This window comes from Niallia sp. FSL R7-0271, assembly GCF_038005785.1.
Classification (GTDB): Bacteria; Bacillota; Bacilli; order Bacillales; family Cytobacillaceae; genus Niallia.
This window is the reverse complement of the sequence record NZ_JBBOTZ010000002.1, coordinates 451,447-475,784: the sequence shown is the minus strand read 5'-3', so window position 1 is coordinate 475,784 and position 24,338 is coordinate 451,447. Positions and strand designations below refer to the sequence as shown.

The 24,338-nt window shown below is 30.9% G+C and carries 28 protein-coding genes; 7 read left to right on the top strand and 21 right to left on the bottom strand.

The features are described 5' to 3' along the window. Position 1: 1 nt before the first annotated feature. The 19 genes from MKX82_RS22380 to MKX82_RS22295 all read right to left on the bottom strand — a co-directional run bounded on the left by MKX82_RS22380 (position 2) and on the right by MKX82_RS22295 (position 17,459). Positions 2-1,021, bottom strand: a complete 1,020-nt coding sequence (locus MKX82_RS22380; RefSeq protein ID WP_341080204.1) for a S8 family serine peptidase — start codon at positions 1,019-1,021, stop codon at positions 2-4. 543 nt (positions 1,022-1,564) lie between these two features. Beyond that, the gene (locus MKX82_RS22375; protein ID WP_341080203.1) at positions 1,565-2,989 is read right to left on the bottom strand and encodes a spore germination protein; all 1,425 of its coding nucleotides are present in this window, start codon (positions 2,987-2,989) and stop codon (positions 1,565-1,567) included. A 341-nt stretch (positions 2,990-3,330) separates the two neighbouring features. After that, positions 3,331-3,774: an ASCH domain-containing protein gene (locus MKX82_RS22370; protein WP_341080202.1), complete on the bottom strand. Its 444-nt coding sequence runs from the start codon at positions 3,772-3,774 to the stop codon at positions 3,331-3,333. Positions 3,775-4,155: 381 nt separating this feature from the next. After that, positions 4,156-4,626 (bottom strand): VanZ family protein, encoded by a 471-nt coding sequence (locus MKX82_RS22365; protein WP_341080201.1) that lies wholly within the window; start codon positions 4,624-4,626, stop codon positions 4,156-4,158. A gap of 289 nt (positions 4,627-4,915) precedes the next feature. Further along, positions 4,916-5,479: a hypothetical protein gene (locus MKX82_RS22360; protein WP_233317287.1), complete on the bottom strand. Its 564-nt coding sequence runs from the start codon at positions 5,477-5,479 to the stop codon at positions 4,916-4,918. 265 nt (positions 5,480-5,744) lie between these two features. After that, positions 5,745-6,407 carry a hypothetical protein gene (locus MKX82_RS22355; RefSeq protein WP_341080200.1) on the bottom strand — a complete coding sequence of 221 codons (663 nt, stop codon included), beginning with the start codon at positions 6,405-6,407 and terminating at the stop codon, positions 5,745-5,747. A gap of 582 nt (positions 6,408-6,989) precedes the next feature. Continuing rightward, a complete protein-coding gene (locus MKX82_RS22350) occupies positions 6,990-7,487 on the bottom strand; it encodes a GrpB family protein (RefSeq protein WP_341080199.1) in 498 nt (165 codons plus the stop codon). Positions 7,488-7,530: 43 nt separating this feature from the next. Continuing rightward, a complete protein-coding gene (locus MKX82_RS22345; RefSeq protein WP_341080197.1) occupies positions 7,531-8,250 on the bottom strand; it encodes a GNAT family N-acetyltransferase in 720 nt (239 codons plus the stop codon). A gap of 101 nt (positions 8,251-8,351) precedes the next feature. Continuing rightward, positions 8,352-9,107: a kanamycin nucleotidyltransferase C-terminal domain-containing protein gene (locus MKX82_RS22340; RefSeq protein ID WP_341080195.1), complete on the bottom strand. Its 756-nt coding sequence runs from the start codon at positions 9,105-9,107 to the stop codon at positions 8,352-8,354. A gap of 465 nt (positions 9,108-9,572) precedes the next feature. After that, positions 9,573-9,740: a hypothetical protein gene (locus tag MKX82_RS30450; RefSeq protein WP_445738865.1), complete on the bottom strand. Its 168-nt coding sequence runs from the start codon at positions 9,738-9,740 to the stop codon at positions 9,573-9,575. Then, positions 9,740-10,036, bottom strand: a complete 297-nt coding sequence (locus MKX82_RS22335) for a hypothetical protein (protein ID WP_341080192.1) — start codon at positions 10,034-10,036, stop codon at positions 9,740-9,742. Before MKX82_RS22335 ends, MKX82_RS30450 begins: the two co-directional genes overlap by 1 nt. Positions 10,037-10,312: 276 nt before the next feature. Further along, positions 10,313-10,807: a hypothetical protein gene (locus MKX82_RS22330; RefSeq protein ID WP_341080190.1), complete on the bottom strand. Its 495-nt coding sequence runs from the start codon at positions 10,805-10,807 to the stop codon at positions 10,313-10,315. Positions 10,808-11,169: 362 nt separating this feature from the next. Beyond that, positions 11,170-11,853, bottom strand: a complete 684-nt coding sequence (locus tag MKX82_RS22325; RefSeq protein ID WP_341080188.1) for a hypothetical protein — start codon at positions 11,851-11,853, stop codon at positions 11,170-11,172. A gap of 884 nt (positions 11,854-12,737) precedes the next feature. Continuing rightward, on the bottom strand, positions 12,738-13,106 hold the full coding sequence (locus MKX82_RS22320; RefSeq protein ID WP_341080186.1) for a hypothetical protein: 369 nt from the start codon (positions 13,104-13,106) through the stop codon (positions 12,738-12,740). Between the two features lie 532 nt (positions 13,107-13,638). Continuing rightward, positions 13,639-13,815: a hypothetical protein gene (locus tag MKX82_RS22315; protein ID WP_341080184.1), complete on the bottom strand. Its 177-nt coding sequence runs from the start codon at positions 13,813-13,815 to the stop codon at positions 13,639-13,641. A gap of 366 nt (positions 13,816-14,181) precedes the next feature. Further along, entirely contained in the window at positions 14,182-14,355 is a 174-nt protein-coding gene (locus MKX82_RS22310; protein WP_341080182.1) for a hypothetical protein, read from the bottom strand. 786 nt (positions 14,356-15,141) lie between these two features. Continuing rightward, on the bottom strand, positions 15,142-16,473 hold the full coding sequence (locus MKX82_RS22305) for an FtsW/RodA/SpoVE family cell cycle protein (RefSeq protein WP_341080180.1): 1,332 nt from the start codon (positions 16,471-16,473) through the stop codon (positions 15,142-15,144). After that, the gene (locus tag MKX82_RS22300; RefSeq protein ID WP_341080177.1) at positions 16,470-16,904 is read right to left on the bottom strand and encodes a PadR family transcriptional regulator; all 435 of its coding nucleotides are present in this window, start codon (positions 16,902-16,904) and stop codon (positions 16,470-16,472) included. Before MKX82_RS22300 ends, MKX82_RS22305 begins: the two co-directional genes overlap by 4 nt. 3 nt (positions 16,905-16,907) lie before the next feature. Beyond that, positions 16,908-17,459, bottom strand: a complete 552-nt coding sequence (locus MKX82_RS22295; protein ID WP_341080175.1) for a sigma-70 family RNA polymerase sigma factor — start codon at positions 17,457-17,459, stop codon at positions 16,908-16,910. 255 nt (positions 17,460-17,714) lie between these two features. Between MKX82_RS22295 and MKX82_RS22290 the strand changes: the two genes are divergently transcribed. Then, the gene (locus MKX82_RS22290; RefSeq protein WP_233317920.1) at positions 17,715-18,173 is read left to right on the top strand and encodes a nucleoside deaminase; all 459 of its coding nucleotides are present in this window, start codon (positions 17,715-17,717) and stop codon (positions 18,171-18,173) included. Between the two features lie 535 nt (positions 18,174-18,708). On the opposite strand, the gene MKX82_RS22285 is transcribed toward MKX82_RS22290, so the two are convergent. Next, the gene (locus MKX82_RS22285; protein ID WP_237943570.1) at positions 18,709-19,164 is read right to left on the bottom strand and encodes a DinB family protein; all 456 of its coding nucleotides are present in this window, start codon (positions 19,162-19,164) and stop codon (positions 18,709-18,711) included. Positions 19,165-19,559: 395 nt separating this feature from the next. Here MKX82_RS22285 and MKX82_RS22280 point away from each other — a divergent pair, with 395 nt between their 5' ends. From MKX82_RS22280 to MKX82_RS22265, 4 genes are read left to right on the top strand one after another with little or no spacing between them, the layout of a single operon-like run. Next, a complete protein-coding gene (locus tag MKX82_RS22280) occupies positions 19,560-19,889 on the top strand; it encodes a PadR family transcriptional regulator (RefSeq protein WP_237943567.1) in 330 nt (109 codons plus the stop codon). Between the two features lie 4 nt (positions 19,890-19,893). Beyond that, on the top strand, positions 19,894-20,376 hold the full coding sequence (locus MKX82_RS22275; RefSeq protein WP_341080163.1) for a hypothetical protein: 483 nt from the start codon (positions 19,894-19,896) through the stop codon (positions 20,374-20,376). After that, positions 20,373-20,897, top strand: a complete 525-nt coding sequence (locus tag MKX82_RS22270; protein WP_233317929.1) for a permease — start codon at positions 20,373-20,375, stop codon at positions 20,895-20,897. The genes MKX82_RS22275 and MKX82_RS22270 overlap by 4 nt, the downstream gene beginning before the upstream one ends. A 38-nt stretch (positions 20,898-20,935) precedes the next feature. After that, positions 20,936-21,064 carry a hypothetical protein gene (locus MKX82_RS22265; protein WP_325169594.1) on the top strand — a complete coding sequence of 43 codons (129 nt, stop codon included), beginning with the start codon at positions 20,936-20,938 and terminating at the stop codon, positions 21,062-21,064. Between the two features lie 350 nt (positions 21,065-21,414). On the opposite strand, the gene MKX82_RS22260 is transcribed toward MKX82_RS22265, so the two are convergent. Further along, complete coding sequence (locus MKX82_RS22260; RefSeq protein ID WP_237943566.1) at positions 21,415-21,855, bottom strand: CoxG family protein; 441 nt, start codon at positions 21,853-21,855, stop codon at positions 21,415-21,417. A gap of 185 nt (positions 21,856-22,040) precedes the next feature. Here MKX82_RS22260 and MKX82_RS22255 point away from each other — a divergent pair, with 185 nt between their 5' ends. Then, positions 22,041-22,247, top strand: coding sequence for a hypothetical protein (locus tag MKX82_RS22255; RefSeq protein WP_341080134.1), 207 nt, complete (start codon positions 22,041-22,043; stop codon positions 22,245-22,247). A gap of 523 nt (positions 22,248-22,770) precedes the next feature. Then, entirely contained in the window at positions 22,771-24,174 is a 1,404-nt protein-coding gene (locus MKX82_RS22250) for an MFS transporter (RefSeq protein WP_341080133.1), read from the top strand. The last annotated feature ends 164 nt before the right edge of the window (positions 24,175-24,338 follow it).

Genomic DNA, 24,338 nt, shown 5'->3' with positions numbered 1-24,338 from the left:
TTTATTTACTCCCTTTCTTATCTATTTTAATAAATCCATTCCCGAACAATTCTTTTGAACCCAGAGTATATGAGTGTTTATTAATAGAGCTTAAATAGTTTTCGTTGTTTATAGAGTACTTATCTTTATCACCTAATAAAACAGCCAGTAATCCAGTTAAGTATGCTGTAGCAATAGAAGAACCCTCAAATTCTGCATATTTACCGTCTTTTGTAGTTGTTAGAATTTGTACACCCGGCAAGGTGTAATCAATTTTTCCCTTAGAAGATAATTCAGTAATATATTTATATTCCTTATTTGTTGGATTAACAGAAATTACTTCTTTATATCTGGCAGGATAGTCTGTTTTTAAACCAATGTTATTCCCAGCCGCTGCAACAATAATAATTCCTTTTTTATTTGCTTCCTTAATTTTATTGTATAGTACTTCGTTATCATTTGTTAAACCAAAACTAAGATTAATAATATCAACTTTGTTTTTTATACACCAACTTATAGCTTTTACTAGAGTATCTATATTGCCATTTCCATGCTTATCTAAAACTTTCACTGAATATAAAAGTGCATTTTGCGAAACCCCAATTACCCCTTCAGAATTATCATTTGCAGCAATTATCCCAGCTATAGCAGTTCCATGGCCATAGTCATCTATTACTGGATCTTTTGGATTGATAGCGTTAAACTCTTTAACAACTTTATTCCTTAAGTCTGGATGGTTTTTATTAATTCCACTATCTAAAATTGCTACTTTAATTTTTTTTGTTTGATTTGAAACTGGAAAAGGACCTCCAATTGCGGTTATTCCCCATGGTATAATCTGTGAAGTACTAACATCATCGGATTCTTCCTCCCCTGCATTACTAAAATCTATTAATTCAGACTTTTCATCCTGGGATTCAATGATTCCTTTTAAAAAAATTAAAGTAGTCACTCCGATAATTAAAAGAATTATTATCCAAATGTATAAATACCTTTTTATACTATATTCACCTCCTTTTACCATTAAAAAATATTTTATCAAAGATTCTGAATATAGTAAAATAACTTTTTTAATTAAACATGCTTACAATTTTAGTTTTAAAAAATATATAAGACTCTATCTTAAACAATTGATGTTGATAGATTAAATAAAAAACAATCAAAGAGATCTTGCTGATTGCTGTACAATTGTATTATTGCGCCTGGGTCTATTTTAAATTGCAACTTCTTTCTTTTTAACCCTATTATTCCAGTCTTATTAATTGTATTAAAGAAAATAAGGATGTTAGTATTTTTCTAGGAGGTGATCTTTATTGAAATATTTACAAAAAGTACTAGTACTAATTATAGAAAGAAAGTATTTAATGTTCTTTTTAATATATTGTGAATAAATGAACTTAAACAAACCTGCCCCGTTTCTTTAAGTGGAATAATTCACAAACTGAGAGATGATATCCCTTTGTTATATAAAAGACAGATGCCTATGGCATCTGTCTTTATTGATGAAATTCTCTTTAATAATTATAAACCATTTATTTTTTCCTTCATTTTAATTGTTACCTTACCGTTTATATTCTAACTAGTTTTATTCACGAAATGTATGTTTACTATTGATTAATTTCTTTAAATTCCCTCTATACAAAGTATCTTTTAGTTCATTGATCCTTAATGGAATCAAAGGAGCGAAATAAGGGACCCCTACAGATTTTAAACTAATTAAATAAATAATCAATAGGGTTGTCATTATAGTTAATCCTACAAAATCAAAGAAATAACTAATAATAAGCATAATAATCCTAAGAATATTTTCTGCTGCGGCAAACCCTTTATTTATTACCAAAAAACTAGATAAAGTAGTAATCCCAACTATTATTAGACAAACAGGATGAATAAGCTTAGCCGTAACTGCAGTTTGCCCAATAACAATAGTACCAATGAGGGAGACTAATAATACAGCACTTTTTGGTAGTCGAAAGGAAGCATCAATTAAAACCCTTATGATTAAAAGTAATATTACGATTTCCCAGAAAGGGGAAATAAATTCTCCATTAGTAAATAATAGCTTAACATGTTTTTTTGAAAAAGATTCCAAATGAAAATTAAATAAAGCAATGTAAATTGCAGGCAGGTAGATACCTGCAAGTAATCCTAAAAATCTAAGAAAACGTATAGAGAATCTACCGAATTTCACATGATACTCATCGGGTGCTTGAAGGGATTCCATGAATAAAGATGGTGCAACAATAGCATGAGGAATTCCATCGATTAACACAATTACTCTTCCTTCGAATAAGGAGGATGTAATGGAATCAATCCTCTCATATGAGCTAACTAACGGAAAAATTGCAGGTGGCCAACCTTCAATGGCATCTTCTACAATTCTTGAATTAGGAAGATATTTTATGTCCTTTAATTTATTGATCCTTTCTTTGACTTCGACAAGAATATCAATATCTACAATTCCATTTAAGTATAGTATAGAAACGCTTGTTTTGGCTTGCATACCTATCTCCATATTTTCTACACACAAATCCGGAGTTTTTATAGAACTTCTTAATATGTTAATGTTCGTTTTAAGTTTTTCTGTTAATCCGATTACTGGTCCTCTCGGAGAACGCTCTCCTATTGATTCTTCAATGCTTCTTTCTTTCCACTCTCCGGAAGGAAAGATTATGCCATTTGAATAACCATTTATAAACATTACAGTATCTCCACTCACTATAGCATCTACTAGGTTATCAAATAGACTTGAATATTTTATTTCTACTGATTCAATAATCCTTTCTAATTTCTGGTTTATACTATGTGGATTCTCAACATTAATGGAATCTAACAACATTGGTTTAATAACATATTCCTGTATTAGTTTTGAATCAATAATTCCATCCAAATAAATAATAATAATCTCATTAGGTTTAATATTCCTTATTTTTAATTCATTTGAATAATGGAATTTCTTTTTCATATTATTTATATTTTCTTCTAATGATATATTTACTTTTATGTTCATGATAGCTCCCCGGGAAGTTATATTAAACATATCATTTGAATTTAGGTATTTTTTTATTCTTGTTTCATTAAGGAAAAGGAGATTAGAACATTCTAATCTCCTCTTTCTATAAACATCAGTAGTAAGAAACTTCTTGAGCTAAACTGCTTCGTTTCTTCCATAAGCTAAGTTTTCATTTTTCACAGGAATACTGCCCTGTTTGTGGTACAAGAAAAATATTTATAACAGGAATGCTAAACTTTTAAAATAAAAAAACAAGTTGGCTATATTCAACTTGTTTTTAGGAATAGGGTATAACTATTAAATCAAATGTATTTATTATTATTTATCATTTGCTTTGCTTATTTAGGATATACTTTTTTAAATCGTTCACACACAACTAACATATTGGGTGTAAATGCTATATCATATTCTTTTAATAATTCTGTAAAGAACTTCCGGTGAGCATCCCACCAGAATTGATAATCACCTTCACCCTCGGCTAAAGCAAATTCCTCGGTTACCTCATTCATTGGAACAATTTGAACAGATTCAATTTCAATAACAGCAACTGGATTTTCCTTACCATTTAAAACAATATAATGTTCACCAACTTTAGGAATATCTTCTTTTTCCTTTTCATAAAACACGAAACCGGAAGTTGTAGCTGTCTTTTTTCCATTAACAACTAATTCTGCTAACCAATCAGCAGAAGCACCAAATTGGAAAGCATCTATATATTGAACCCCTTCTTTTTGGGTGTCTATACAAAATTGATTCCAAAATTCTTTAACCCTGTTATTCATTTGACTACTTCCTTTATTAATATTTTAAATCCTTCAATCTAAATACTTATTCTAGGTTACTTTGAATTATCCTTCTTGCACTATCCTGCCTCGTTAGTGATATGACGTTTTGAACTAGTGACTAAAATCTTTTATCAGGGTTTCTATTTCCTTACCATCATAAAAGTCTCCATCGCTAATGACTTTTCAATTTCTACAGTACCATCTTCCATAAACTCCACTTCCCAACGTTGACCTGGAACTGCAATTTCCATATAGCTTGATCTCTAACTTTGTTTAGCTTGTAAAATATATTTTTTGATTCTAATTTATTAAGGATATTAATTCACTATTTAAGTCCCAATCACATTATCCCCTCTAGTTAAATTCAAGTTTTATTCTCTATACTATGGCAAAGTACTTCTGAACAACTTTTATATTGCAAATACAAAAACCCATTAAAGCACCAAACATATTTAGAATGAAATCATCAATATCAAAACTTCCTAATCTTGTAATTACTTGTATTAATTCAATCAAAAATAACAATAGCATCATCGATATACTATAAGTAAATAATTTTGATAACTTTTTTGTATAATAAGGCAGATAAATACCCATTGGTAAAAACATAAATAAGTTACCAAAAAGGTTTTTTATAGGTATATCCATGTTCATACTTCCGTCGATCATTGCCATAATATAAGTACTAATAGTTTTAAATGGAACAAAATTAGATGAGTACTTTAAATATTCTATCAAAGATATTTCTGACCAAAAATATCCTCTTGAGCCTAAAAACAGTAAATATACCAAAGCTGATAAATAAAATATAAAGCTTATATTTAGAATTACTTTTATTATTTTTTTCATTTTACTTCTTTCCCCCATTACTTGATATGTTTCATATACTTACTTGTTTCATTTTGTTTACTCCCTTCCAATTAATAGACGAGTCTACATCAAGGTAAGTTTTATTTTCCTTAAAATAGTTTTTGTTTGTGAATAATTTAACTTAAACTATCCTGCCATGATAGTACCAGAAGCACATAAACTGCACTGGTTAATGCTTAAGTTATTATAAGGATTCTGACCAGATTGTTGTATAAAAAAGAACCTTCCATTATTTAAGGAAAGACCTGTTAGCTTATGAACTTTTAAATTAAATATCACAATTCTTCAAATCAATTTCATACTCTTTAGGAATATAATTTAACAATTTTAATGTACTATTGATTCTATTATCATCAGTGAATACCGTTAACCCAACTTCATCTATATCAATTAAGGTTATTACCTTGTCCCAATTAAGATCAGGGAATTCTATTGGATGATTCCAATTCACACTTGGACATAACTCACCCAATAGTAAACTCTCACCTTTTATCATAAACGAACGGAAACCATTAGAAGCAAACCCCTCACAATATCTCGTTGTTAGTTTTAATTGAGCAGCAGACTCTACTTTAAGAATCATCCATTCATTTTTTTTATTACATACATAATCAATATGTAATTCCTTCACCTTTTCTATATCTTCATCATCCATTAACTCAGTTGATAATACAAAGAATAAAGGAAACTCAAAAGTATTTTTTATAAAATTATTTGAAAAACCTTCAAGATCTCTAAAATTTACTCCAAGACTTAAAACTGTGAGATTCCTCTTTTTAAACTTAATTGAGTTAATAATGCTGATATCGCTATTTTGAATAAAAACCGACATTATGTTCACTTCCTACTATTAATGTTAGCTAAGTTATGCCTAAAGCTAAGCTATTTAAACAGAATACTAACTAGTTATAAATAATAATCATTTATGGAACACTCCGTTCTTGATTAATTACCTATTTTAAAATTCAGTAAGTATATGGCTATTTTAATTTTAATTCTTCTTCAACAAACCTGCCATGATTGTGACATAAGAATGGTTATTTCAATGATTACAGGAATGCTGCTCCGTTTATTTAATACATAAAGTAAAGTTATCTCTATTTTAATATATGCTTTTTCTTAAATCTTTCTATCAAGATATCCACAATGGCCAAATCTCCAACTATCCCCAATGGGTTTTGTATTTTTAAAGCCGCTTTCTCTTCAATTATGTCACAATCAAATATTTCTCTGTCACTAATTCCCTTGCTTCTGTAATAAGTCCCTTCCATACAAGCAACATATTCAATGTTATGTAATTCTTCATCAGAAAATATAACCTCAGTATACTGACTAGTCAACTTCCAATCATAACTCATTATTGATGCATATCCAGAATTAGCAATCATTAAAAACTTATGCTTTCTAATATACCTATTTATTTCTTCTACATTTAAAGGGATCTCTGAGAAAGCATCTATATATCCTATGATAATACTGTCATCCTTATTAAGGAGTAAATCTCCTTTAATAATCACACCATAATTATACTTTTGAATATCATCAAGGTAAATTTCAAAGATTTGACCTACTTTTATTTGTTTAAAATACTTAGTTTTTTTAGGTTGCTTTATTTTCACTTCTGATACTATTCCATCAAGTAATCGAAAATCATAATTTAATAATTCAATTAAAAAATCTTGGATTTCTGATACTGTTTGTGAATTACTTGTATTATTAAGATGTGATTTGATTTCTTTAACAATTTCTTCCTTATTCATACGTCCTCCTTAGAAAACAGACATATAGTATTTATATTTTTTATCTTATATCAATTTTGGAATTACTGTTTATTCACTTAAACTGCCATTTTAGTGAAATAAGAATTAAAACTGTATTTCTCCTGTTATAATTCCTATAAAGATAAACGCAATAAAAAATGCTAATACAGAAAGTGAAACCTTGCTAAATACAGGAATAGTTTTTAGATGTTTTTTTAATTTATCAAAAAGAGTTAAAGCAAGAATCAGTATAGTGAATTCAATAAGTATTGCCATTAAGTCCGTGTATGTAAATGGCTTACCAATATAACTTCCTAGGTAGAAATTAGTTAGGATAATTACACCAATTAGTGCACACTGTATACTAAAATATTTAACAAGGTTCATATCTCAAACTCATTTTCCTTATTTTTCCTTTGTACTCAATCTTTATTATAGCTATAAGAAACAATCTGGGAAATGATAAATATTGTGAAAAATTGTACTTAAGCTATCCTGCCATGTTTCTACCATAAGCTAGCTTTCTTTTATTACAGGAATGCTGCCCCGTTAGTGAAGAAGCAAAAAAATAATAATAAACGTTTAAAGTTTTTTAAATTCAGGAGTTTGCATTAGTTTTTGGAAAAAAATATTTTTTTGCTTTCTATACTCATCCATCTCTTTTCCTTCAAACTCTCTCTTTAAGTTATCATATTCGATTCTATAAGCTTCATTATGTAATAAAACATCCCGGAATTTCCAAAAGAAATCATATTCAGAGCCAATTACAGTTAATTGAATACCTAAAGGAGGAATAGTCGAATCCTTTTTAAAAGCTCTAAAAAACTCCGTTTTCACACTACCGTTATTACTTTCATACAAGGATGAAAGTAATTGAACTGCCCTTGAGAAATGTTGAGAAGATACACGTACTTGTATATCCAAATCTCCTTTGGTCAAACTTTTAGGTATAGCAGTACTTCCAACGTGCTGAACATCAGCTTCTGGAAGATATTCTTTAATGATCTTCTTATGTACTAGTAAAGATTTCTCAACATCTGCACTAAAAAGACTGCTTTCAAAAAATTTAACTTGTTCCATGGTTCCCTCCCCATACTTTAATTACTTTACGAACAAACTATTATTAAATGGAATATTGTAAAGAAATGACTGTATTTTTATTTTGAATGCAAGCGTTTGATACCATAATATTTCTCATCGGAATATTATCAACTTGAGTCATTCCTAAGTAATAATTTGCCTTAAAATCATTTTTCAATCTGTATAATCCGATTGAATGTAAGTTCTTACCCATCCCTGTCCCTATAAAATTCGGATGAATGCCTATCCAAAAAATGCGACCTTCTTTGTCTGTATTCGGTTCTATATGAGGAAAAACTACACCAACTGGTTTATTATTTACTATGTACACTGTATACATTTTCTCTGCTTGCGATGGAAGCTCCGTCCTCATTCCTATTAAAAATTTCTCTGTATCAATAAAATTTTTACGCATTACATCAGATAAAAAGGAGATAGAGTTATGCTCAGAAATTGACCAAATCTCATAATTTGGTACCAAATTATCTAATGGTGTTGTAAAAGGCCTCGTATATATAGCCCTCTCACCAACAATTTTCATTTTAGTTTTAGTAATATTCAAGCTATCTAATAATGTTTTAGGACACTCAAACTTTATTTTTTTTAGCTTACTGTTTTTCAGTTTATTTAATAGCTTGTTTATTAGCATATCTATTTCTGAAGCTTGAGTAATATTATTCTCCAGAATTTCTAAAATGATTAAACGATCACTTTTAATGTAATGAACACCGACACTTTGTAACTGCTGGAGCAGTTTATCCATTTATTCTCACTCCCTAAACAATGTTACTGTTTCCTTTGTAAGTTATTTAAAATGCATGCCCTGATGCTTAGAAACAAGTAAGTTGATATACAGTACCTCTTTTATAAAAAGGAAAGTTCCGTTTTTTCAAGATTTATATTAATATTTTCAATCCAATTAAGAATAGAAACCCATAATCCTCCCACATTATTTTTTAAACTTTGGACATCCGTATTTAAAGATAGTAAGCCACGTATTTTCTGTTCAAATTCTTCAGGCAAACATTCCAACTCAAAACTTTCTTTATACATTGTCCTACTTGATAAATATCTGTGCTTATTTTTTAAGCCAACGGACATTACCGCCCAATAAGCAACTTGTCTTGATTCATGCGCAGCAAGTATAGACTCTGTATCCTTTATTGCAAAAATTTTATAAACATGTTCATACATATCTGTAAGTGCATCTTTAATTAAGATGTTAAAGTCCACTTGCTCTTCTGCTTTTTTTGCAATATTCCTTATTTTTTCATAGAGATTTGTTGGATCATATAAAACTTTACATGTAAAAAGAGAATCACTTTTTACTGGCCACTCATAATCAATACTTCTTGCTTTCGTTTTCATTTTTTCTAGAGTACTAAAACTAATTCCAACAAACATACCTTTGTAAAAAAAGGCTTCCCAACTGCTCTCTCGCCCATTTATTACTACTCTTAATTCTAAGTCGGATTCAGGGCCATCCATTCCCTTTGCGGTAGATCCTTCAATCGCAACAGTGAGAAGGTTTTTCTTGTATTTACTTAGTAACTCATTAAGTATTTCATATGCAACTTCAAATCTTTCTTCATTGGAGAACTTATTTGGCATCCAAGTCATTTTTTTACAACTCCCAATCGCATATTAACGCATTACATGCCATTAGGATTCAACAAAACCAGTTAATTCCCTCCTAATTTCTTCAAATCCTTCTTCCACTAAACTGCCCTGATTGTTACATAAGAAATAGACTTTCCACTAAAATGGAAAGTCCTCATAGGTTAAGGGTAGTTTCTTTTTTTCTTTTTAATATCTAACCAGGGTGCAATTTTCTTTTGATATATTTTTATCCCTATATATACATCCACAATAATAACTAATAGCCCAAAGACAAGCATACTTATGCCGGTACTATCAGCCATAACCAGTGGTTTAAGGAGTATAAAACCAACTGTTAACACAATGGGTATAGTTAAGCCAACCCATAGACCCACAAGGATTATAGCATGTTTGTATGTGAGTTTATTATAACTGTAGACTGATTTGTTTGTTGTTATAACAGTTGTTTACTTAGGAGGAATATACCTATATTTTGATTGGATATTTCGCTAAGATAGATTCTAATCCCTTAATAAATACATCTACGTATGTTAAATCTGTTTCAAAATCAAACTGAAGAAAAGTAGTCGAATCCATTGGGTAACGTACACAACCATTAATATCGACCTTTTTTCTTCTATTTAACTTAAATATTAATTCAAAATAAGGCTCCAGGGGTTCAAAAACGATTTTTTCTTATGAAGATTGGAGAAAGAATGAAGCTCATGAATATAGTGGTTTATAAGACGTCCCTCTAAGATAATCTCATTGATTTCTGCTTTAAATCTTGGAACAGTTAGTATTAGGTAATTTTTATGCCAATCCAAATCATACTTGTTATCCGCATCGGGATAAGCATATTCATAACTACAAATCTTAAACGAAGACATTCCATCTTGTGAGCATAATTCAGCATATGGAAATTTTAAAAAATATGTATCTTTCATCATACACCTACTTTCTAAAATAAGATTAACATTTTAAGTTCCTATGTAAAAGTTGCAATAGAAAAGAAAAGGCGTATTTTATAGGCTTTTAAAATATTCTTCTCAGGCTAAACTGCCCTGTTTCTTCCATAAACACTGTTTTGTTCATTTATTACAGTAATGCTGCCACGTCTGTTACATTGGTAGAAAGTTCTCCACTAACTACCATATTTGAGTGGTAAAGCAAAAGCCTACTCTAGTAGGCTTTTGCTTTATAAGGATATAATATATAGAGCTTAATCATGAGTATTTCTCATTTTCATTTATCCATTTCCAGGAAGTTAATTCGAATGAATCAGAAGCGTCATGGAAAACAAAATAAGTAGGTAGTTTTAAAACATCTGTTTCAGCAGCTTTCCAACAATTTTGAAACCATTCTGTAATTGCTTTTTCTTCCTTTGGCCATAACTCTTCTTCATTTTCCTCATAAAAGCTGTAAAATTCATCAAACTGTTCATCTAGTATGTGTCTAAATTCCACATCTGAGATTATTCCTTGGCTACCAGCAAATAGCAACGAATCCTCTGATTTTTTAAATACTTCATTATTTTCCCTATCCATAGAAAACATCCTAATATCAAATGAGGTTTGATTCATAAAAACTACAAAATCTAATAAATCAATATCTGGGGAAAAATTGTATTTTTGTATTTCCTTTAATTTTTTTATAAGAGTTTCAGTATGATTACTTAGGCTTTCAATAAGTGTATCCATGGACTTAGAAACTAAAAACATAAAAACCTCCAAATTATATTTCATTTATATATCCATTATATACCAAAATACTAAGTGTAATATAAATTTTTCCTATAGTATAATTTAATTTGCCCATTCTACTTAAATCGTTCACCTAGTAGCTATAAAACAGAAATTTTCTTTTTCTGTTAAACTGCCATGATTGTAACATAAGAAAGGTTCTACCTTTATTACAGGAATGCTGCCATGTTACTACCATAAGCTAATTTTCATTCATTACAGGAAAGCCGCTCCGTTTGTGACATAAAATCGATCTCTACACTTATTATAGGAATGTTGCCATTTTTACATAAGAAAAAGACCTCAATTATCTAATGAGAGATCTCTTTTTTGGTTAAACATTATTCTTCTTTAACGTTTTCAATATTAACTAATGTATCGTTTATCTGTGTTATAACTGTACCTTTCGGCAAGGTTTTAATAATTTTATTAAGACTATTGTATTTATTGTCATTTGAAAATAAGTAAAAACCATGTCCATCAGGAAAAATTGTAATAAATGTAGTTTCTTGCTCTATCTTAAAAATCGGAATGGAACGTTTTCTTTTTCTTCCCCACTCTTTTACTTCTCTTAATTCAAACTTTAAATTATCAGAAAAGGAAATGGAATAAAACTCATTTTGAGTTGGCAACCAATATGTTTCATTTAGTAACAAAACTAAAGAATTCGAATCGTTAATTTTTACAGTAAAGCATGGAGGGTTGTATTGGTGCTTCCCCGAGTAATTATAATAAGTTCTTTTTTCTTCAAGTATCTTTAAGGAGTATTCCATTCTATTCTCATTAAAAAATTCAATATATTCATCTGTTTGGCCATCATCGACCATAAAGGTAATATAAAAAGGAAACTTGTTTTGGCAAAGTAAATAATCTAATAAATAGTTTTTATTTCGTTCTGCATATCCTTCTCCATCGGCACCAATAAAAAATGCAGTATCTAATTCTCCATCAATCCTTATATGATGCCCTGATTCATCTAAAAATTTATTTGTAACTTTTTCTTCTACAATCCATACTTCAACCATACTTGCCCCCAGTTAGAATAGTTAATAACTTTATTATACAGTGATTTTCACTTTAAAAATTCATTAGTTTGTGAAATAGTGTACTTAAAGTAAACTGCCCTGATTGTTCCAGAAGAAAGGTTTTAATTTATTACAGGAATGCTGCCACGTTTCTACCATATGGAGGATTTTTAATTATCAGCATCGTGCTTATAGAATAATTCTTACCAGGTGGGGAAAGTTATAAAAGGTTTGATTGGATTTTGTTCCTTATCACGTAAAACCCTCACTATTTAAACGAGGGTTTTCTTTGTTTTTAAATGTTATTTAGTTATCCTTCCACTTTAGTAAGATTTAAATACGAGACTATTTTTTAGTTTAATTTCTATCATTTGATAAGTAAAACGGGATTTACTTATAGGCAAGTACTATGTTACCGTTTTAATACATCACATTATATATTGGGTCCTATTAGACTTTTCTTAGTCACCTTCCCTTTATACAGTGAAGGAGGCTAAGAAGATATAGTCATGTCAACAGCCAAAAATCTAGAACATTTTACTAATATCACGTTCGGTCAAAAAGTTATATACAATAGTAAAATACACTTTTGTTTCTTTAACCATGATAATGGATTATTAGAAATTATAGATACTGCTACAAACTCCATTTTTTTAGTTAGACAAAAATTGCTCATTTATAGGATTAAGTAAAACCATCAATAGTTTAGCATTGATGGTTTTACTTAATCCTTCTTTCACTAACCTGCCCTGTTAGTAAAAAAAATATGGAGCTGCCGCATAACAGGTTTTCTTTTCGCAGGGAAAGTTAAAATAATTGGTTATTTTAGCATTCAAAATCCTTAATAAAATCACATAAAAAAGGACTTGGTAAAACCGTCCTTTTTAAGATACATATTCTAAAAATTCATTTAATGAGGAGTACATTACTTCTGGTTCCCAATCTCCTTCACCGTGTATTGCGGTCAATACAGGATAGTTTTTATTTTTTATATCAATAAAAATTGGGTCTCCTACAAGTTCATCGTATCCAATAACATACCAATTTTCTTTCCAATCACCCTCGTTATCCCCTGTTAAAGAATTGCTATCTTCGTCAATTCTATATCCTAACTGACCTTCTTCAAATTCTTCTCTTGAAAATAGGTGAATAGATATAGATTCAATTTCAGGATCATCTACTTCAATCTCAACATCATAACTTTCAAGTTCCTCAATTTTACTTAAAATTATTTCTATATCTTCATTTAACAAATTAATCCCTCCAGTGAGATGTGGTCTTTACCTAAGCTAGATTATACCATTAAACTTAAACCCTTTTTCATATTTCCAAACTGCCACAATTTTAACTATTGAATTTGCATTCTTTTAACTAAGACGGATTTTTTAGGTCAAACTTGAATTCTTCTCCTTCTTCAACTAAACTGCCACGTTTGTGACACAAGAATAGAGCTATTCATTTATTTATAAACAAAACACTCTCCATCTAGAGAGTGTTTTGTTTATTAGCTATTTCATATGATAAATTAATTATTTTCAACTTTGTAGATCTTATTCCAAGCTGACATAGCAAAAACTGCAATAGCTTCCCCAATGCCATAAAGACCTTTAATTAAAAGTTCCATAAATATTATCAACTCCTTTACTATAATTTCCTACATTAGATAAAAAAAGGCAACTATGACCTCCGGAAAAAAATCACATTATTTTACATATACGTATTACTTACAGTTTAGTTCCTATAAATTTCTACTATTTCACTATACTGCCATGTTTCTACCATAAGCTAATTTATCCTTTTTCTACCCTTTTCTATAGTTAATACAACAAATAAAGCTGCAAATAAACAAAGGATAGAAAGGATTTTCACAGATATATGTGTAGATGTTGTCAAATCTTTAATTAAAGAAAAACAGACAACTAATAACAAAAACCAATGTCCTTTTCTAACAATCCAGCTCATTTTTTTCCTCCTAAATATATCTATTACTTAAAATGCAATCATTCCAATTAAACGTCCAACACCATAACCTACTAATATTAATAAAAATCCAACCATTACATAGATGCTGGCTTTAATGAATTCACCTTATTCATTAACCTTTTTAAGTATAGGTTTAGCATAATCCATCAAGATAACTTCTCTCCTTTCTAGTTGGATATAGTTATTCTCTAAGCATATTGCACATACATTTTTTCTAATTTATTTCTATACATTTCTTTATTAATTAGGTCTCATTGAAATAGATTAAAGTTATTGCGCTCACATGCGTTTCTTCCATAATCTATTTTTAATATAATATAGGAGTACTACCATGTTTATGTAAATTTATTTATTCTTTTTTAAGCTTAATAATTCTTTGTAAATAAAAATTAGAATAACAAAAATAGCTACAGTTAACATACCATGGATTTCATATCGTAAAACTTCAGCTACATAAGGAATTTTTGAGACTAAAAACGCTACGAAAAAGCTAAAAAGAATTGTGCCAAGTATTTTCATGAGTTTTATTACTCCTAACCTTTTTCATTTAATGGAGGTATAAATAACTATTTAACTATCATCATATTACGATTAGTAATATTTGTAAATAAGACGAATTTATTAAGGAATTTGAACTCAATAAAAAACCTAAGGGATTGCTAATGCAATCCCTTAAAAAACTAATTCCATTGTTATTGCGCTAACCTGCCATGTTTCTTCCACAAGCTAAGTTTTCATTTATTACAGGAATGCTCCTCAATAAACATCCCCTAATCTCTTAAATACTTAGTTTAACGCAGGAAATAAGCGTTAACTCCTAAGACAAGCGTTAATCCTTCTTAGATTGAAAATATGTTATAATAAAAAAAACGTCTAATCCCATATATACCAAGGGTTTAGACATTTTTATTTTGAAGATTATTAAGCGTTTATCTATATTTAACGAAAACTTGTAGATTTATATATTTATTATTTATAGTATGTTTAAACTTATTCTCTTTTCTTTTTAAGAACCTAGATATTGAAATTTTACTTTCTCCTTTTGATGGAAATATCATTCGTTCTTGTTTCAAGATGCATGCATCTCGAAACAATTAAGCATCTTGAAATACGGGTCATACTTTCACTTTTTTCATGAAACATTTGGATAACCTAATAAAGTAAAAATTCAAAGGGAGTTACCGATTAATTTTGGCCATATAGAATGATCCTCTTATTCAACAAAAGCCTCCAATAGTTCAATAAGGGAAGGGCGACAACTATTACTTTAGCTGTCGCCCTTTTTAAGCAATTACATGTTCGACTTTAACTTTTATTTTCATCTGCAATCGTGGGTTCTACAAGATCTTTTCTTCGATAAACATTTAAAATGAGTCCTAAAACAGCAGCGTAAAAGAGTATCGCACTGCCTCCATAACTAATAAAAGGCAGAGAAATTCCCATTATAGGCACCACTCCAAAGCTCATTAAAATGTTCCAGGTAGTAGGAACCGCAAACAATGTAGCACCACCTATTACGATCAATCTCCCATAGAGGTCCTGTGTTTTAAACGCATTTTTTGAGATCCTTGAAATAAATATCAGTAGAATCAAACATAGAACGAATCCGAAAGCCCAGCCAAGAGAATAGACGAGGAAGGGAAAAGCAAAATCTGTATGTGATTCTGGTAACAATTGAAAATTCAACTCGTTGGAAAGTCCGTTACCGAACCATCCCGCTTCTGAAAGGACATTCCTAATCGCCTTATACATATATCCTGCTCCATTTGAATCGGCAGTAGGGTTTATAAAAGCAGATAATCTAGTTAACAAATAACTTTGACGTGAGGTCATGTAGAACATAATAATGAAAATAATAACAGCCAATAGATTTGTTAGGATCAGATTTACAGCTAATTTCTTATGGATTCGAGCGAAAGCAAACATCCCAAGTATGCAGAAGAAGTAAATAATACTAACCATAAAGTCTGGCACCATCATGTAGAGCGAGATGGGAATCCAAAATAAAACAAACAGTAAACCTTGTTTTTCCCAACTACGAAACTCATTTATTTTGTTAAAAATACCAGCCCAAGCAAGAAAAAAGAAAAATAAGCTCATCATGGTTCCATCGACCGTCAGGCCTGGGAGGGAAACCCACTTCTTTGCTCCGTTGGTCATAATTCCAAAAAGATGAAGATATAAATGGATCAATAGGCCTATCGCATAAAAGTATATCCATCCGTTCTTTAATTTTTGGTAATCAAAGAAAAGGAATCCCATGATTACAAGAATAGCCAGGGTGTACCAAATTGTCTGTCTCCCTATAAAATAGGTACCTGATAGGGAAAATTCAGGAATCCCATCAACTAACGGGAGAAAACTAATACCAGCAAAAAGAACAAATAACACAATTAGAACCCAATCCATTTTCGGCTTATGTAGGGGATTTAATCTCTCCCCAATAGTAAATGGATTTCCCATTTCTTGAATCGCCTTTTCCTCTGCATCCTCTTTAGAAAACCCTCTCTTTTTGTAAGATTGACTTAACTCTTGCAGATGATGAATAAGCTCTTTTTTTATCATGTTGTGGGCTTCCTTAGATTTCACTTTGGAAGTTACTTTACTTAAAAATTCTTCAAATTTGGGAGAACTCATAAGGACGCCTCCTCTAGTAAGTGTTTAAGGGATAACTCTTGTTTTGATTTATCTTGTTTATAGGTAGCTAAGTATTTTCCCCCTTTGGAATTTAAGGAGTAATATTTCTTTTTGTTTATCCATTTTGAATGAAGAATTTCTTTATTTTCTAGTAGATGTAAAAGTGAATAAAGCTGCCCTTCATTTTTTTGGAAAGTATGTTCACTTTTTTGAAAAAGTTGGGTAGAAATATTGTAGCCATCCTTTGATTCATGCTGAACCGATTCTAATATAGCTATGATGGTTTCTATTTTCCAGGAGTGAAATTGTGATTGAGATTGTCTCATACGAATGGATTCTTTCACCGCATTTTTTCTTTCATTGGAAAAAGAAAAATCCTTAAAAATTGATTTTTTCATCGAACTCTTCAGGTTAGTAAATGGATCATTCATCTCCTAAACCTCCTCGATCATCTTGTCTTTTAATAATTCTTTTGCACGTTTTAACCTAGTTTTTATTGTATTTATATTTACTGTCGTAATCTTACTTATTTCGGCTAAAGATAGTTCTTCATAATAATGCAGAAATACTACTTCTCTGTACTTTAGAGGTAAATTCATGACAGCATTTGTTAAGATGTTTCCTTCACTATTCGCGATAATCTCTTCTTCAACCTGTTTTGATTTCGAAGGTATATACTCCAAAATTTTATCGCTAAGCGTTATTTTGCGATAATGCCAGCTTCTTAAGTAGTCCTTACAATGATTACTAGCAATACGATATACCCATGTTTTTAGTGTTGCCTGCTGATTAAACTGATTTAACTTTTCATAACATTTTAAAAATATCTCCTGTGTTAAATCTTCTGCTGTCGTTCGATTTTTAACATATGTATATACGAGATGCAGGATATCATCGCTATATTCTTGCATTAATTGATCAATTATTTCCTCTCTCTCAAGCAACATACTTTCATCTGTCACCGCCAGTTGTTTTAGTCCATTCATCTTGTTATCACCCTCTCACATATAATAGACGTAGCTAACCTTCATTTGGTTTGAAAAATATTGGATTTTTATGACCTTCTATAATCTAAGGTATAAGAAAATAACCTACGTAGCGATCGTAATGTTTAACTCTAGTCCACTTAAGCTTTATTTTTTTTCAGCATCCTCGAATTGTGCATTACTGTTCAACGGAATGACTCAGTTTCATACTGTTTAATTTTCCGTTATAATAGCATCGGACAGGAGGGACTATTTATGACAAAAGATGAAGATTTTATTGAAATAGCCATTAAAATGGCTTTAAAGGCTAGAGAGGATGGAAATGAACCATTCGGTGCTATCTTAGTAAAAAATAACGAAATAGTAATGTTTGGTGAAAATAAAATTAATAGTTATTGTGATCCTACGCACCATGCTGAAATCGGACTTATTCGTACTTTTTGCTCTGAAAATAACATTTTTGATCTTAGCGAATATACTTTGTATACCAGCTGTGAACCTTGTGTGATGTGTACAGGGGCAATGGTATGGTCTAATTTAGGCAAAATAGTCTACAGTGTATCTCATGATCAGCTAGCCAAAATTGCAGGTAGTAATATCATGATTTCATGTAAAGAAGTTATTGAAAAAAGTCCAAATAAGCCAGTAGTAGTAGAACAAGTTTTAAATGTTGAAGGGTTAAAAGTATTTGAAGGGTACAAATTTGCTCATTAACATTATAGTTCACAGCAATATTTATCCATGTTATTCAAGCACCTTAGAATGACATGGATATTTGAATTCTCATTACTAGCCATTTGTTTCTATAGTTGAATTTTTTATTAACAAAACTGCCCCTATAGTAACATAGAAAATTAATTCTAAATGGAGACTGTTTGTTAATTTTATTCTTATCCGTTGATAAGTACAACAAGATTTACTTATGGGCAAGTACTATGTTACCGTTAAAATACATCACATAATAGATTGGGTCCTATTAGACTTTTCTTAGTCACCTTCCCTTTATAAATCATGTCGACAGCCAAGAATTTAGACCATATTAGTAATATTTCGTTCGGTCAAAAAGTTATATACAAAAGTAAAATACACTTTTGCTTTTCTAATCATGAAAATGGATTATTAGAAATAATAGATCCTGATACAAGCTTTATAGGATTAAGTAAAACCATCAATAGTTTAGCATTGATGGTTTTGTTTTGCTTCATCCTTCTTTCACTAAACTCCCCTGTTAGTTCAATGGAATTAAGATTTAGTCGTTTCCCTTAATTAAGATTTGTTTGTTAATATGATGTTCCATATGGTTAAGGTAGTCCTGTATAAGCCATTGTAATGTTTTTTGGCTATTCCCAATATCACAAAGATAGGTTAATTTCTCAGAAGGAATATTCTTAATGATATTTATCACTTGCTTATTGAGGTTTTGAAAAAGAGTCAGTATTTCATCAAGCGGCCTTTCTTGATAATTCTGAACTACAACCCATTGTTCTTGATTATAAGATTGGATGACATAAGGTTGCTCCGTATATTGAATATCCACAAACCTCTGAATATTATTTATTGCAGAGTCACAAAGATGTCCTAATATCTCTTTTTTAGACCATTTATTTGGTAATGGGCGGTTTGATATTTCTGTATCTGACATAGAGTTGTATTTCTTTGGTAATGCTTGTATCCAGTGGTTTATTGCATTAATTATATCTTCCACACTCATACACTCCTTTAATATGTATCTAAAAAACAATATTCTTCTAAAGTCGTAAATATCCCTTCTTCCGCTATAGTGCCATGTTAGCACCATAGCCAATAAAAGCATTAATGCCCCAGTCAATTTAAGTGTATCACTTCACAAATTTGGTTTTTCGTAGGTAATATATTAGAGGAATGCTTCCCCCTCAGTAAAAAAAGAAATGCATCCTAAAACAGTCGGTATAAAATTTTATTAATTCGCTATAACACTTGGTAAATCCATAATTCCCCTTTTTATTCCTTCAAATAAAGTTTTTAATAATCAATAAAAAATTGACACAATACTGTTATCTACAGCATACTGTTATTAACAGTACTTTATTATTGATAAAAAATAAGGAGGTTTTATACTTTATGAAACATACTGGGAGACATACAGGTGCATTTCTATTGCTGTTTTTAACAGAGGGCGATAACTATGGAGGGAAACTCCTACAAAAATGCGAGGAAGAACTTCCCATTAATCCCATTGATAGTTCGATCTTATATCGCACACTAAAAAAATTAGAGGAAGAAGGTTCTGTAGAGTCTTATCTTGATGCATCTGAAAGAGATAAACCAATAAGGATGTACAAAATCACTGATGTTGGTAAAAAGAGATTAGAGGAATTTAAAATAGATATTGAAGAAAAAATTAAAAATTTATCGTTTTTCCTAGAAAGATATAAAGAATGGAACGATTAAAATAATGATTAGTGGAATTATTCTTTATACTATTGCCGCTATTTATTTGGGAATTTCCTTCATAAAAGACAAACATAAAACAAAGGCTGCCTTATTGAGTTCATGGAAAATGTTTCGCAATGTTTTACCGGATTTATTAGCCATAATGCTTTTTATTGGGCTTGCATTATCGTTATTTACTCCGACTCTTATCTCATCAATTATTGGTGAAACTTCGGGCTTACTAGGTATCATTTACTCAACAATCATCGGCTCTATTGCTTTAGTACCGAGCTTTATTGTCTTTCCTCTTGGACATACATTAATTCAAAATGGTGCCGCGCTTCCACAAGTAGCCGTATTAATGTCAACAATGATGTCAGTAGGACTTGTAACTTTATCTATGGAACAAAAAACTTTCGGAAGAAGATTTGCTTATGCCCGAAATATTTCTGCCATAATAATGTCTCTTCTATTCGGATTGATTATTGGGGTGGTAATGACATGACAAAGCTAAAAGAATATCGGTTCTTTTTCATCTTATTATTAGGGCTTCTTATAATTGCGTTTATAAATCACTCTATAGCTTTGAAAACCGTTCAGATAACTAGTAAAAGTATTTTAGATATGTTATTCCTACTTCCTCCTATATTCATCTTGGTGGGATTATTAGATCAATGGGTAAAGAAAGAATCACTTATTCGGTATATGGGTGAAAAATCAGGGATATACGGAGTCTTCTTTACTATAATATTAGCAACGGTGGCTGCAGGCCCTCTTTATATTGCCTTTCCAATTGCAGTATTATTATTAAAAAAAGGAGCAAGTGTCCGCTATATAGTGTTTTTTTTAGGAGCTTGGTCAACAGTGAAATTACCAGTTATAGTCTATGAAATCACTTCATTTGGCTCTAAATTTACACTTATTCACATTTGTTTTGGCCTCGTGTTTTACTATTTAACAGGAATTCTTTTCGAAAAATTTATGACCGACAAAAATTTAAAATATGAAATAAAAAAGAAAATCTAGATTTAAAAGCATTAAGGACAATTCAGATTTGCGTTGTTATGGGGGATAATAGAAGAGATAGTAAAGATAGTCGCCAAATTGGAGTATTCCAAAAGATAATATTGCTGGAACTTTCTAAAATTTTATTTTGGCCGATATCGAGGTTGAAAATAGTAGAGAATCATTAACTCCTATAATAGGCCTTTGTAAAATTCATTAATCAAATGGGTGTAACTCCTGCTTTCTAAGGACTAATTGTCTTAATTAGTCCTTTTATTTTGTCTTATTGCACCTATTATTTTCATATGCTTACTAAACACAAAACTGCACCGATTGTTACATAAGCAAGATTTTTTTCATTTATTACAGAAGTGCTGCCACTTTAGTTTTATTAGAAAAGTAATCCTGAATATAAAAAAAGAGGCCATCCTTTTTGGACAGCCCCCTTTCCGCTAATTATAAAATTTCTAGCAGAGCAAGATATCATTATATTAGCCACTACAGAATGTATCATCTATAATACATTCAATCTTGAAAACTATGAGTATACTGCTATTTTACGTGCGATAGATTCTGTTAAACGAGATGCTACTTTCGGAACTGCCAATTTAATAATTGGTGTTAACATTGCACCAGATAATCCGCCTGCATGGATTTCCACCGTACAAGTCATCATTGTTTCACCATTAATATCTTCTGCAGTAAAGAGACCGCTTCCTGAAAAATTATCTGATAAACCTTTTAGTTCAAATTTAATATTTGAAGGTTCATTCCATTCGGTAATATCTACCTGTGCTTGTATTGTTTTTTTAATGCCTTTCAGACTACCTTCAAATGTCCAAATAGATTGCTTGTCATTTATGATTTTATGTTCTTTATAGGCTGGTACTGTCGTTGCCCATTTTTCAAGATCACTGACATAATCCCAAACTGCTTGTACATCTACTGGAACTACTACAGTATGAGTTCCTGTTGCCATTATGACCCCCACCTTCCCTATGTATGTAACTTTACATCTCTACAGTTTAATTATTACATAAAAATCATAAACTTTCATCTATAATGACACATAGCTTTCCTACTTCCACTTCCCCAATTATTTACATTCTCCACAACCCAGCTGTTTAATGAAATAAACAGCACTTCCGTTTTCAAACGACTTTTATGTTACTTAATACTATTCTTTATGGAATTTATCACATAAAGAAAGGCTATTCAGTTAATTTAAGGCTAGTATCTTCTGTTAGGTGTTTACCAAAAGAAACTGGAATTCCCATTAGTAAAACAGGTATAGAAGTAGTAGGAAGTTTGCCAGCCTTCTTATTTAAAGGTGAAGAGAAAGTAATAGTTCAACCAAAATCATTTATTTAATTCCTTGTGTCTATCCAGTGTAAACCATCGTATTAATAGCAACATATATCTGTTCTCCCTGATTATTATGGTTATTATTTCTCCACTTTCTTTCCTCTTTTGATATCATCAATTTTCTCCGATGTAAATTATATAATCGTTCTTCTTATTGCTACTTTAAAACTCAAAATAGTTAACCCTATCTGAATGGCATTATAAGCACACCTTACTAAGTTTTTTCACATAACATTAGATTCCTTCGGGTAATTAGTATGCGATAAAATCAAAGGTTTTATAAGGAGAACGATTGAAAGTGAACACTTAAGGACTTAATACGTGGAGGGAACAACTATTCCCCTTTTTTGAATAACTTACTTTTGTTATTAATTTTAACCTGAAGAATTTGGCACTGCTCGAATCTTTTACTTTTAGTATGCCGCAGATGCTTTTGTGCACAATATGATACATGTAAGCAGCATGATAAGTAGCATCCGTTTAACTTATTTGTTGTCTTTGTATAACCACAGACTACGGAGTTGAAAAAATGAAGTTTAACAAGAAGAAGATTAACATCGTAGATATCCAAACGGCAAAGAAAAGTGTGTTTGCAACTGGGGTTGGAAATGCAATGGAATGGTTTGATTTTGGTTTATATTCCTACTTAGCTGTTATTATTAGCCAGAACTTTTTTAGTGCAGTACAAAATGACGAGTTAAAATTAATATTTACTTTCGCGACTTTCGCCATTGCCTTTTTAATGCGTCCATTAGGCGGTATTATCTTCGGTAAAATTGGTGATAAAGCAGGAAGAAAAGTCGTCTTAACTACAACCATTATTTTAATGGCCTTTTCTACCTTATTGATCGGTTTATTACCTACTTATGATCAAATTGGTATATGGGCTCCCATCCTGTTATTAGTCGCAAGAATTATTCAAGGCTTTTCAACTGGAGGCGAATATGCTGGTGCAATGGTCTATATTGCTGAATCATCTCCTGACAATAAGCGCAGCATCCTCGGAAGTGGATTAGAAATTGGTACCCTAACTGGGTATATATTGGCTTCCCTCGTAGCAAGCATACTTTTTGTCGCATTATCTGATGAACAGATGGCCACATGGGGATGGAGAATCCCATTCTTGCTTGGTTTACCGCTAGGACTTATTGGAATGTACCTGAGAAAAACCTTAGAGGAATCACCTATTTTTGAAAATGAAATTTCTTCTACTGAAGCTGAAGAACAAACAGAAGAAGGCTTCTTTTCTATTCTAAGAAATCATAAAAAAGATATAATAGTCTGTTTCGTATCTGTAGCCTTCTTTAATGTGACAAATTATATGCTACTATCCTACATGCCTTCCTATTTAAACGAGATAATTGGTTTATCAAGCACGACCGGTACTATTTTAATTACACTTGTGATGGTCATCATGGTGCCACTTACATTACTATTTGGTAAGTTAAGTGATAACATTGGTAATAAAAATGTCTTCTTAATTGGTTTAGGCGGACTATCACTCTTATCTGTACTAGCTTTTTATTTCGTGAATCTGAATGGCTTACTATTTATTTCGTTAGGTATCCTTATTCTGGGCGTACTGCTTGCAACATATGAAGGCTCCATGCCCGGTTCATTGCCAGCAATGTTTTATACCGATATACGCTACCGAACACTATCTGTAACATTTAATGTCTCTGTTTCCATATTTGGAGGTACTACACCATTAGTTTCCACCTGGCTTGTTCACCAAACAGGCAATAACTTAGCGCCTGCCTGGTATTTAACAATCGTAAGCCTTGTCGGATTCTTTGTAATACTATTCTTATTTAAGAGTACTACAGGAAAATCCTTAAAAGGATCTTATCCAACAGTTGCGACGAAATCTGAATTTAAAGAAGTTGTTGAGAATCCTGAGGATGCACTATGGTGGCGGACGGAACAAGAATAAAGCAAACTTTATTAATAATCACCAATCAGACAAGGTTCGACTGACACTTTTTTAGCTTATTATTACATCAAAGGTTGAAAGAGAACGTGTTTATATGTATAGAGTTCTCAATAGATTAAAGCATCAGCATACTTGCTGGTGCTTTTTTTAGTATTAATTGAAAT

Coding starts and splice junctions, on each gene's coding strand:
- MKX82_RS22375 (WP_341080203.1), bottom strand. CDS start 2,989: ATGAACATAAAAGTAAATATATCATTAGAAGAAAATATAAATAATATG.
- MKX82_RS22370 (WP_341080202.1), bottom strand. CDS start 3,774: ATGAATAACAGGGTTAAAGAATTTTGGAATCAATTTTGTATAGACACC.
- MKX82_RS22365 (WP_341080201.1), bottom strand. CDS start 4,626: ATGAAAAAAATAATAAAAGTAATTCTAAATATAAGCTTTATATTTTAT.
- MKX82_RS22360 (WP_233317287.1), bottom strand. CDS start 5,479: ATGTCGGTTTTTATTCAAAATAGCGATATCAGCATTATTAACTCAATT.
- MKX82_RS22355 (WP_341080200.1), bottom strand. CDS start 6,407: ATGAATAAGGAAGAAATTGTTAAAGAAATCAAATCACATCTTAATAAT.
- MKX82_RS22350 (WP_341080199.1), bottom strand. CDS start 7,487: ATGGAACAAGTTAAATTTTTTGAAAGCAGTCTTTTTAGTGCAGATGTT.
- MKX82_RS22345 (WP_341080197.1), bottom strand. CDS start 8,250: ATGGATAAACTGCTCCAGCAGTTACAAAGTGTCGGTGTTCATTACATT.
- MKX82_RS22340 (WP_341080195.1), bottom strand. CDS start 9,107: ATGACTTGGATGCCAAATAAGTTCTCCAATGAAGAAAGATTTGAAGTT.
- MKX82_RS22335 (WP_341080192.1), bottom strand. CDS start 10,036: ATGATGAAAGATACATATTTTTTAAAATTTCCATATGCTGAATTATGC.
- MKX82_RS22330 (WP_341080190.1), bottom strand. CDS start 10,807: ATGTTTTTAGTTTCTAAGTCCATGGATACACTTATTGAAAGCCTAAGT.
- MKX82_RS22325 (WP_341080188.1), bottom strand. CDS start 11,853: ATGGTTGAAGTATGGATTGTAGAAGAAAAAGTTACAAATAAATTTTTA.
- MKX82_RS22315 (WP_341080184.1), bottom strand. CDS start 13,815: ATGAGCTGGATTGTTAGAAAAGGACATTGGTTTTTGTTATTAGTTGTC.
- MKX82_RS22310 (WP_341080182.1), bottom strand. CDS start 14,355: ATGAAAATACTTGGCACAATTCTTTTTAGCTTTTTCGTAGCGTTTTTA.
- MKX82_RS22305 (WP_341080180.1), bottom strand. CDS start 16,473: ATGAGTTCTCCCAAATTTGAAGAATTTTTAAGTAAAGTAACTTCCAAA.
- MKX82_RS22300 (WP_341080177.1), bottom strand. CDS start 16,904: ATGAATGATCCATTTACTAACCTGAAGAGTTCGATGAAAAAATCAATT.
- MKX82_RS22295 (WP_341080175.1), bottom strand. CDS start 17,459: ATGAATGGACTAAAACAACTGGCGGTGACAGATGAAAGTATGTTGCTT.
- MKX82_RS22290 (WP_233317920.1), top strand. CDS start 17,715: ATGACAAAAGATGAAGATTTTATTGAAATAGCCATTAAAATGGCTTTA.
- MKX82_RS22280 (WP_237943567.1), top strand. CDS start 19,560: ATGAAACATACTGGGAGACATACAGGTGCATTTCTATTGCTGTTTTTA.
- MKX82_RS22275 (WP_341080163.1), top strand. CDS start 19,894: ATGATTAGTGGAATTATTCTTTATACTATTGCCGCTATTTATTTGGGA.
- MKX82_RS22270 (WP_233317929.1), top strand. CDS start 20,373: ATGACAAAGCTAAAAGAATATCGGTTCTTTTTCATCTTATTATTAGGG.
- MKX82_RS22265 (WP_325169594.1), top strand. CDS start 20,936: ATGGGGGATAATAGAAGAGATAGTAAAGATAGTCGCCAAATTGGAGTA.
- MKX82_RS22260 (WP_237943566.1), bottom strand. CDS start 21,855: ATGGCAACAGGAACTCATACTGTAGTAGTTCCAGTAGATGTACAAGCA.
- MKX82_RS22255 (WP_341080134.1), top strand. CDS start 22,041: ATGTTACTTAATACTATTCTTTATGGAATTTATCACATAAAGAAAGGC.
- MKX82_RS22250 (WP_341080133.1), top strand. CDS start 22,771: ATGAAGTTTAACAAGAAGAAGATTAACATCGTAGATATCCAAACGGCA.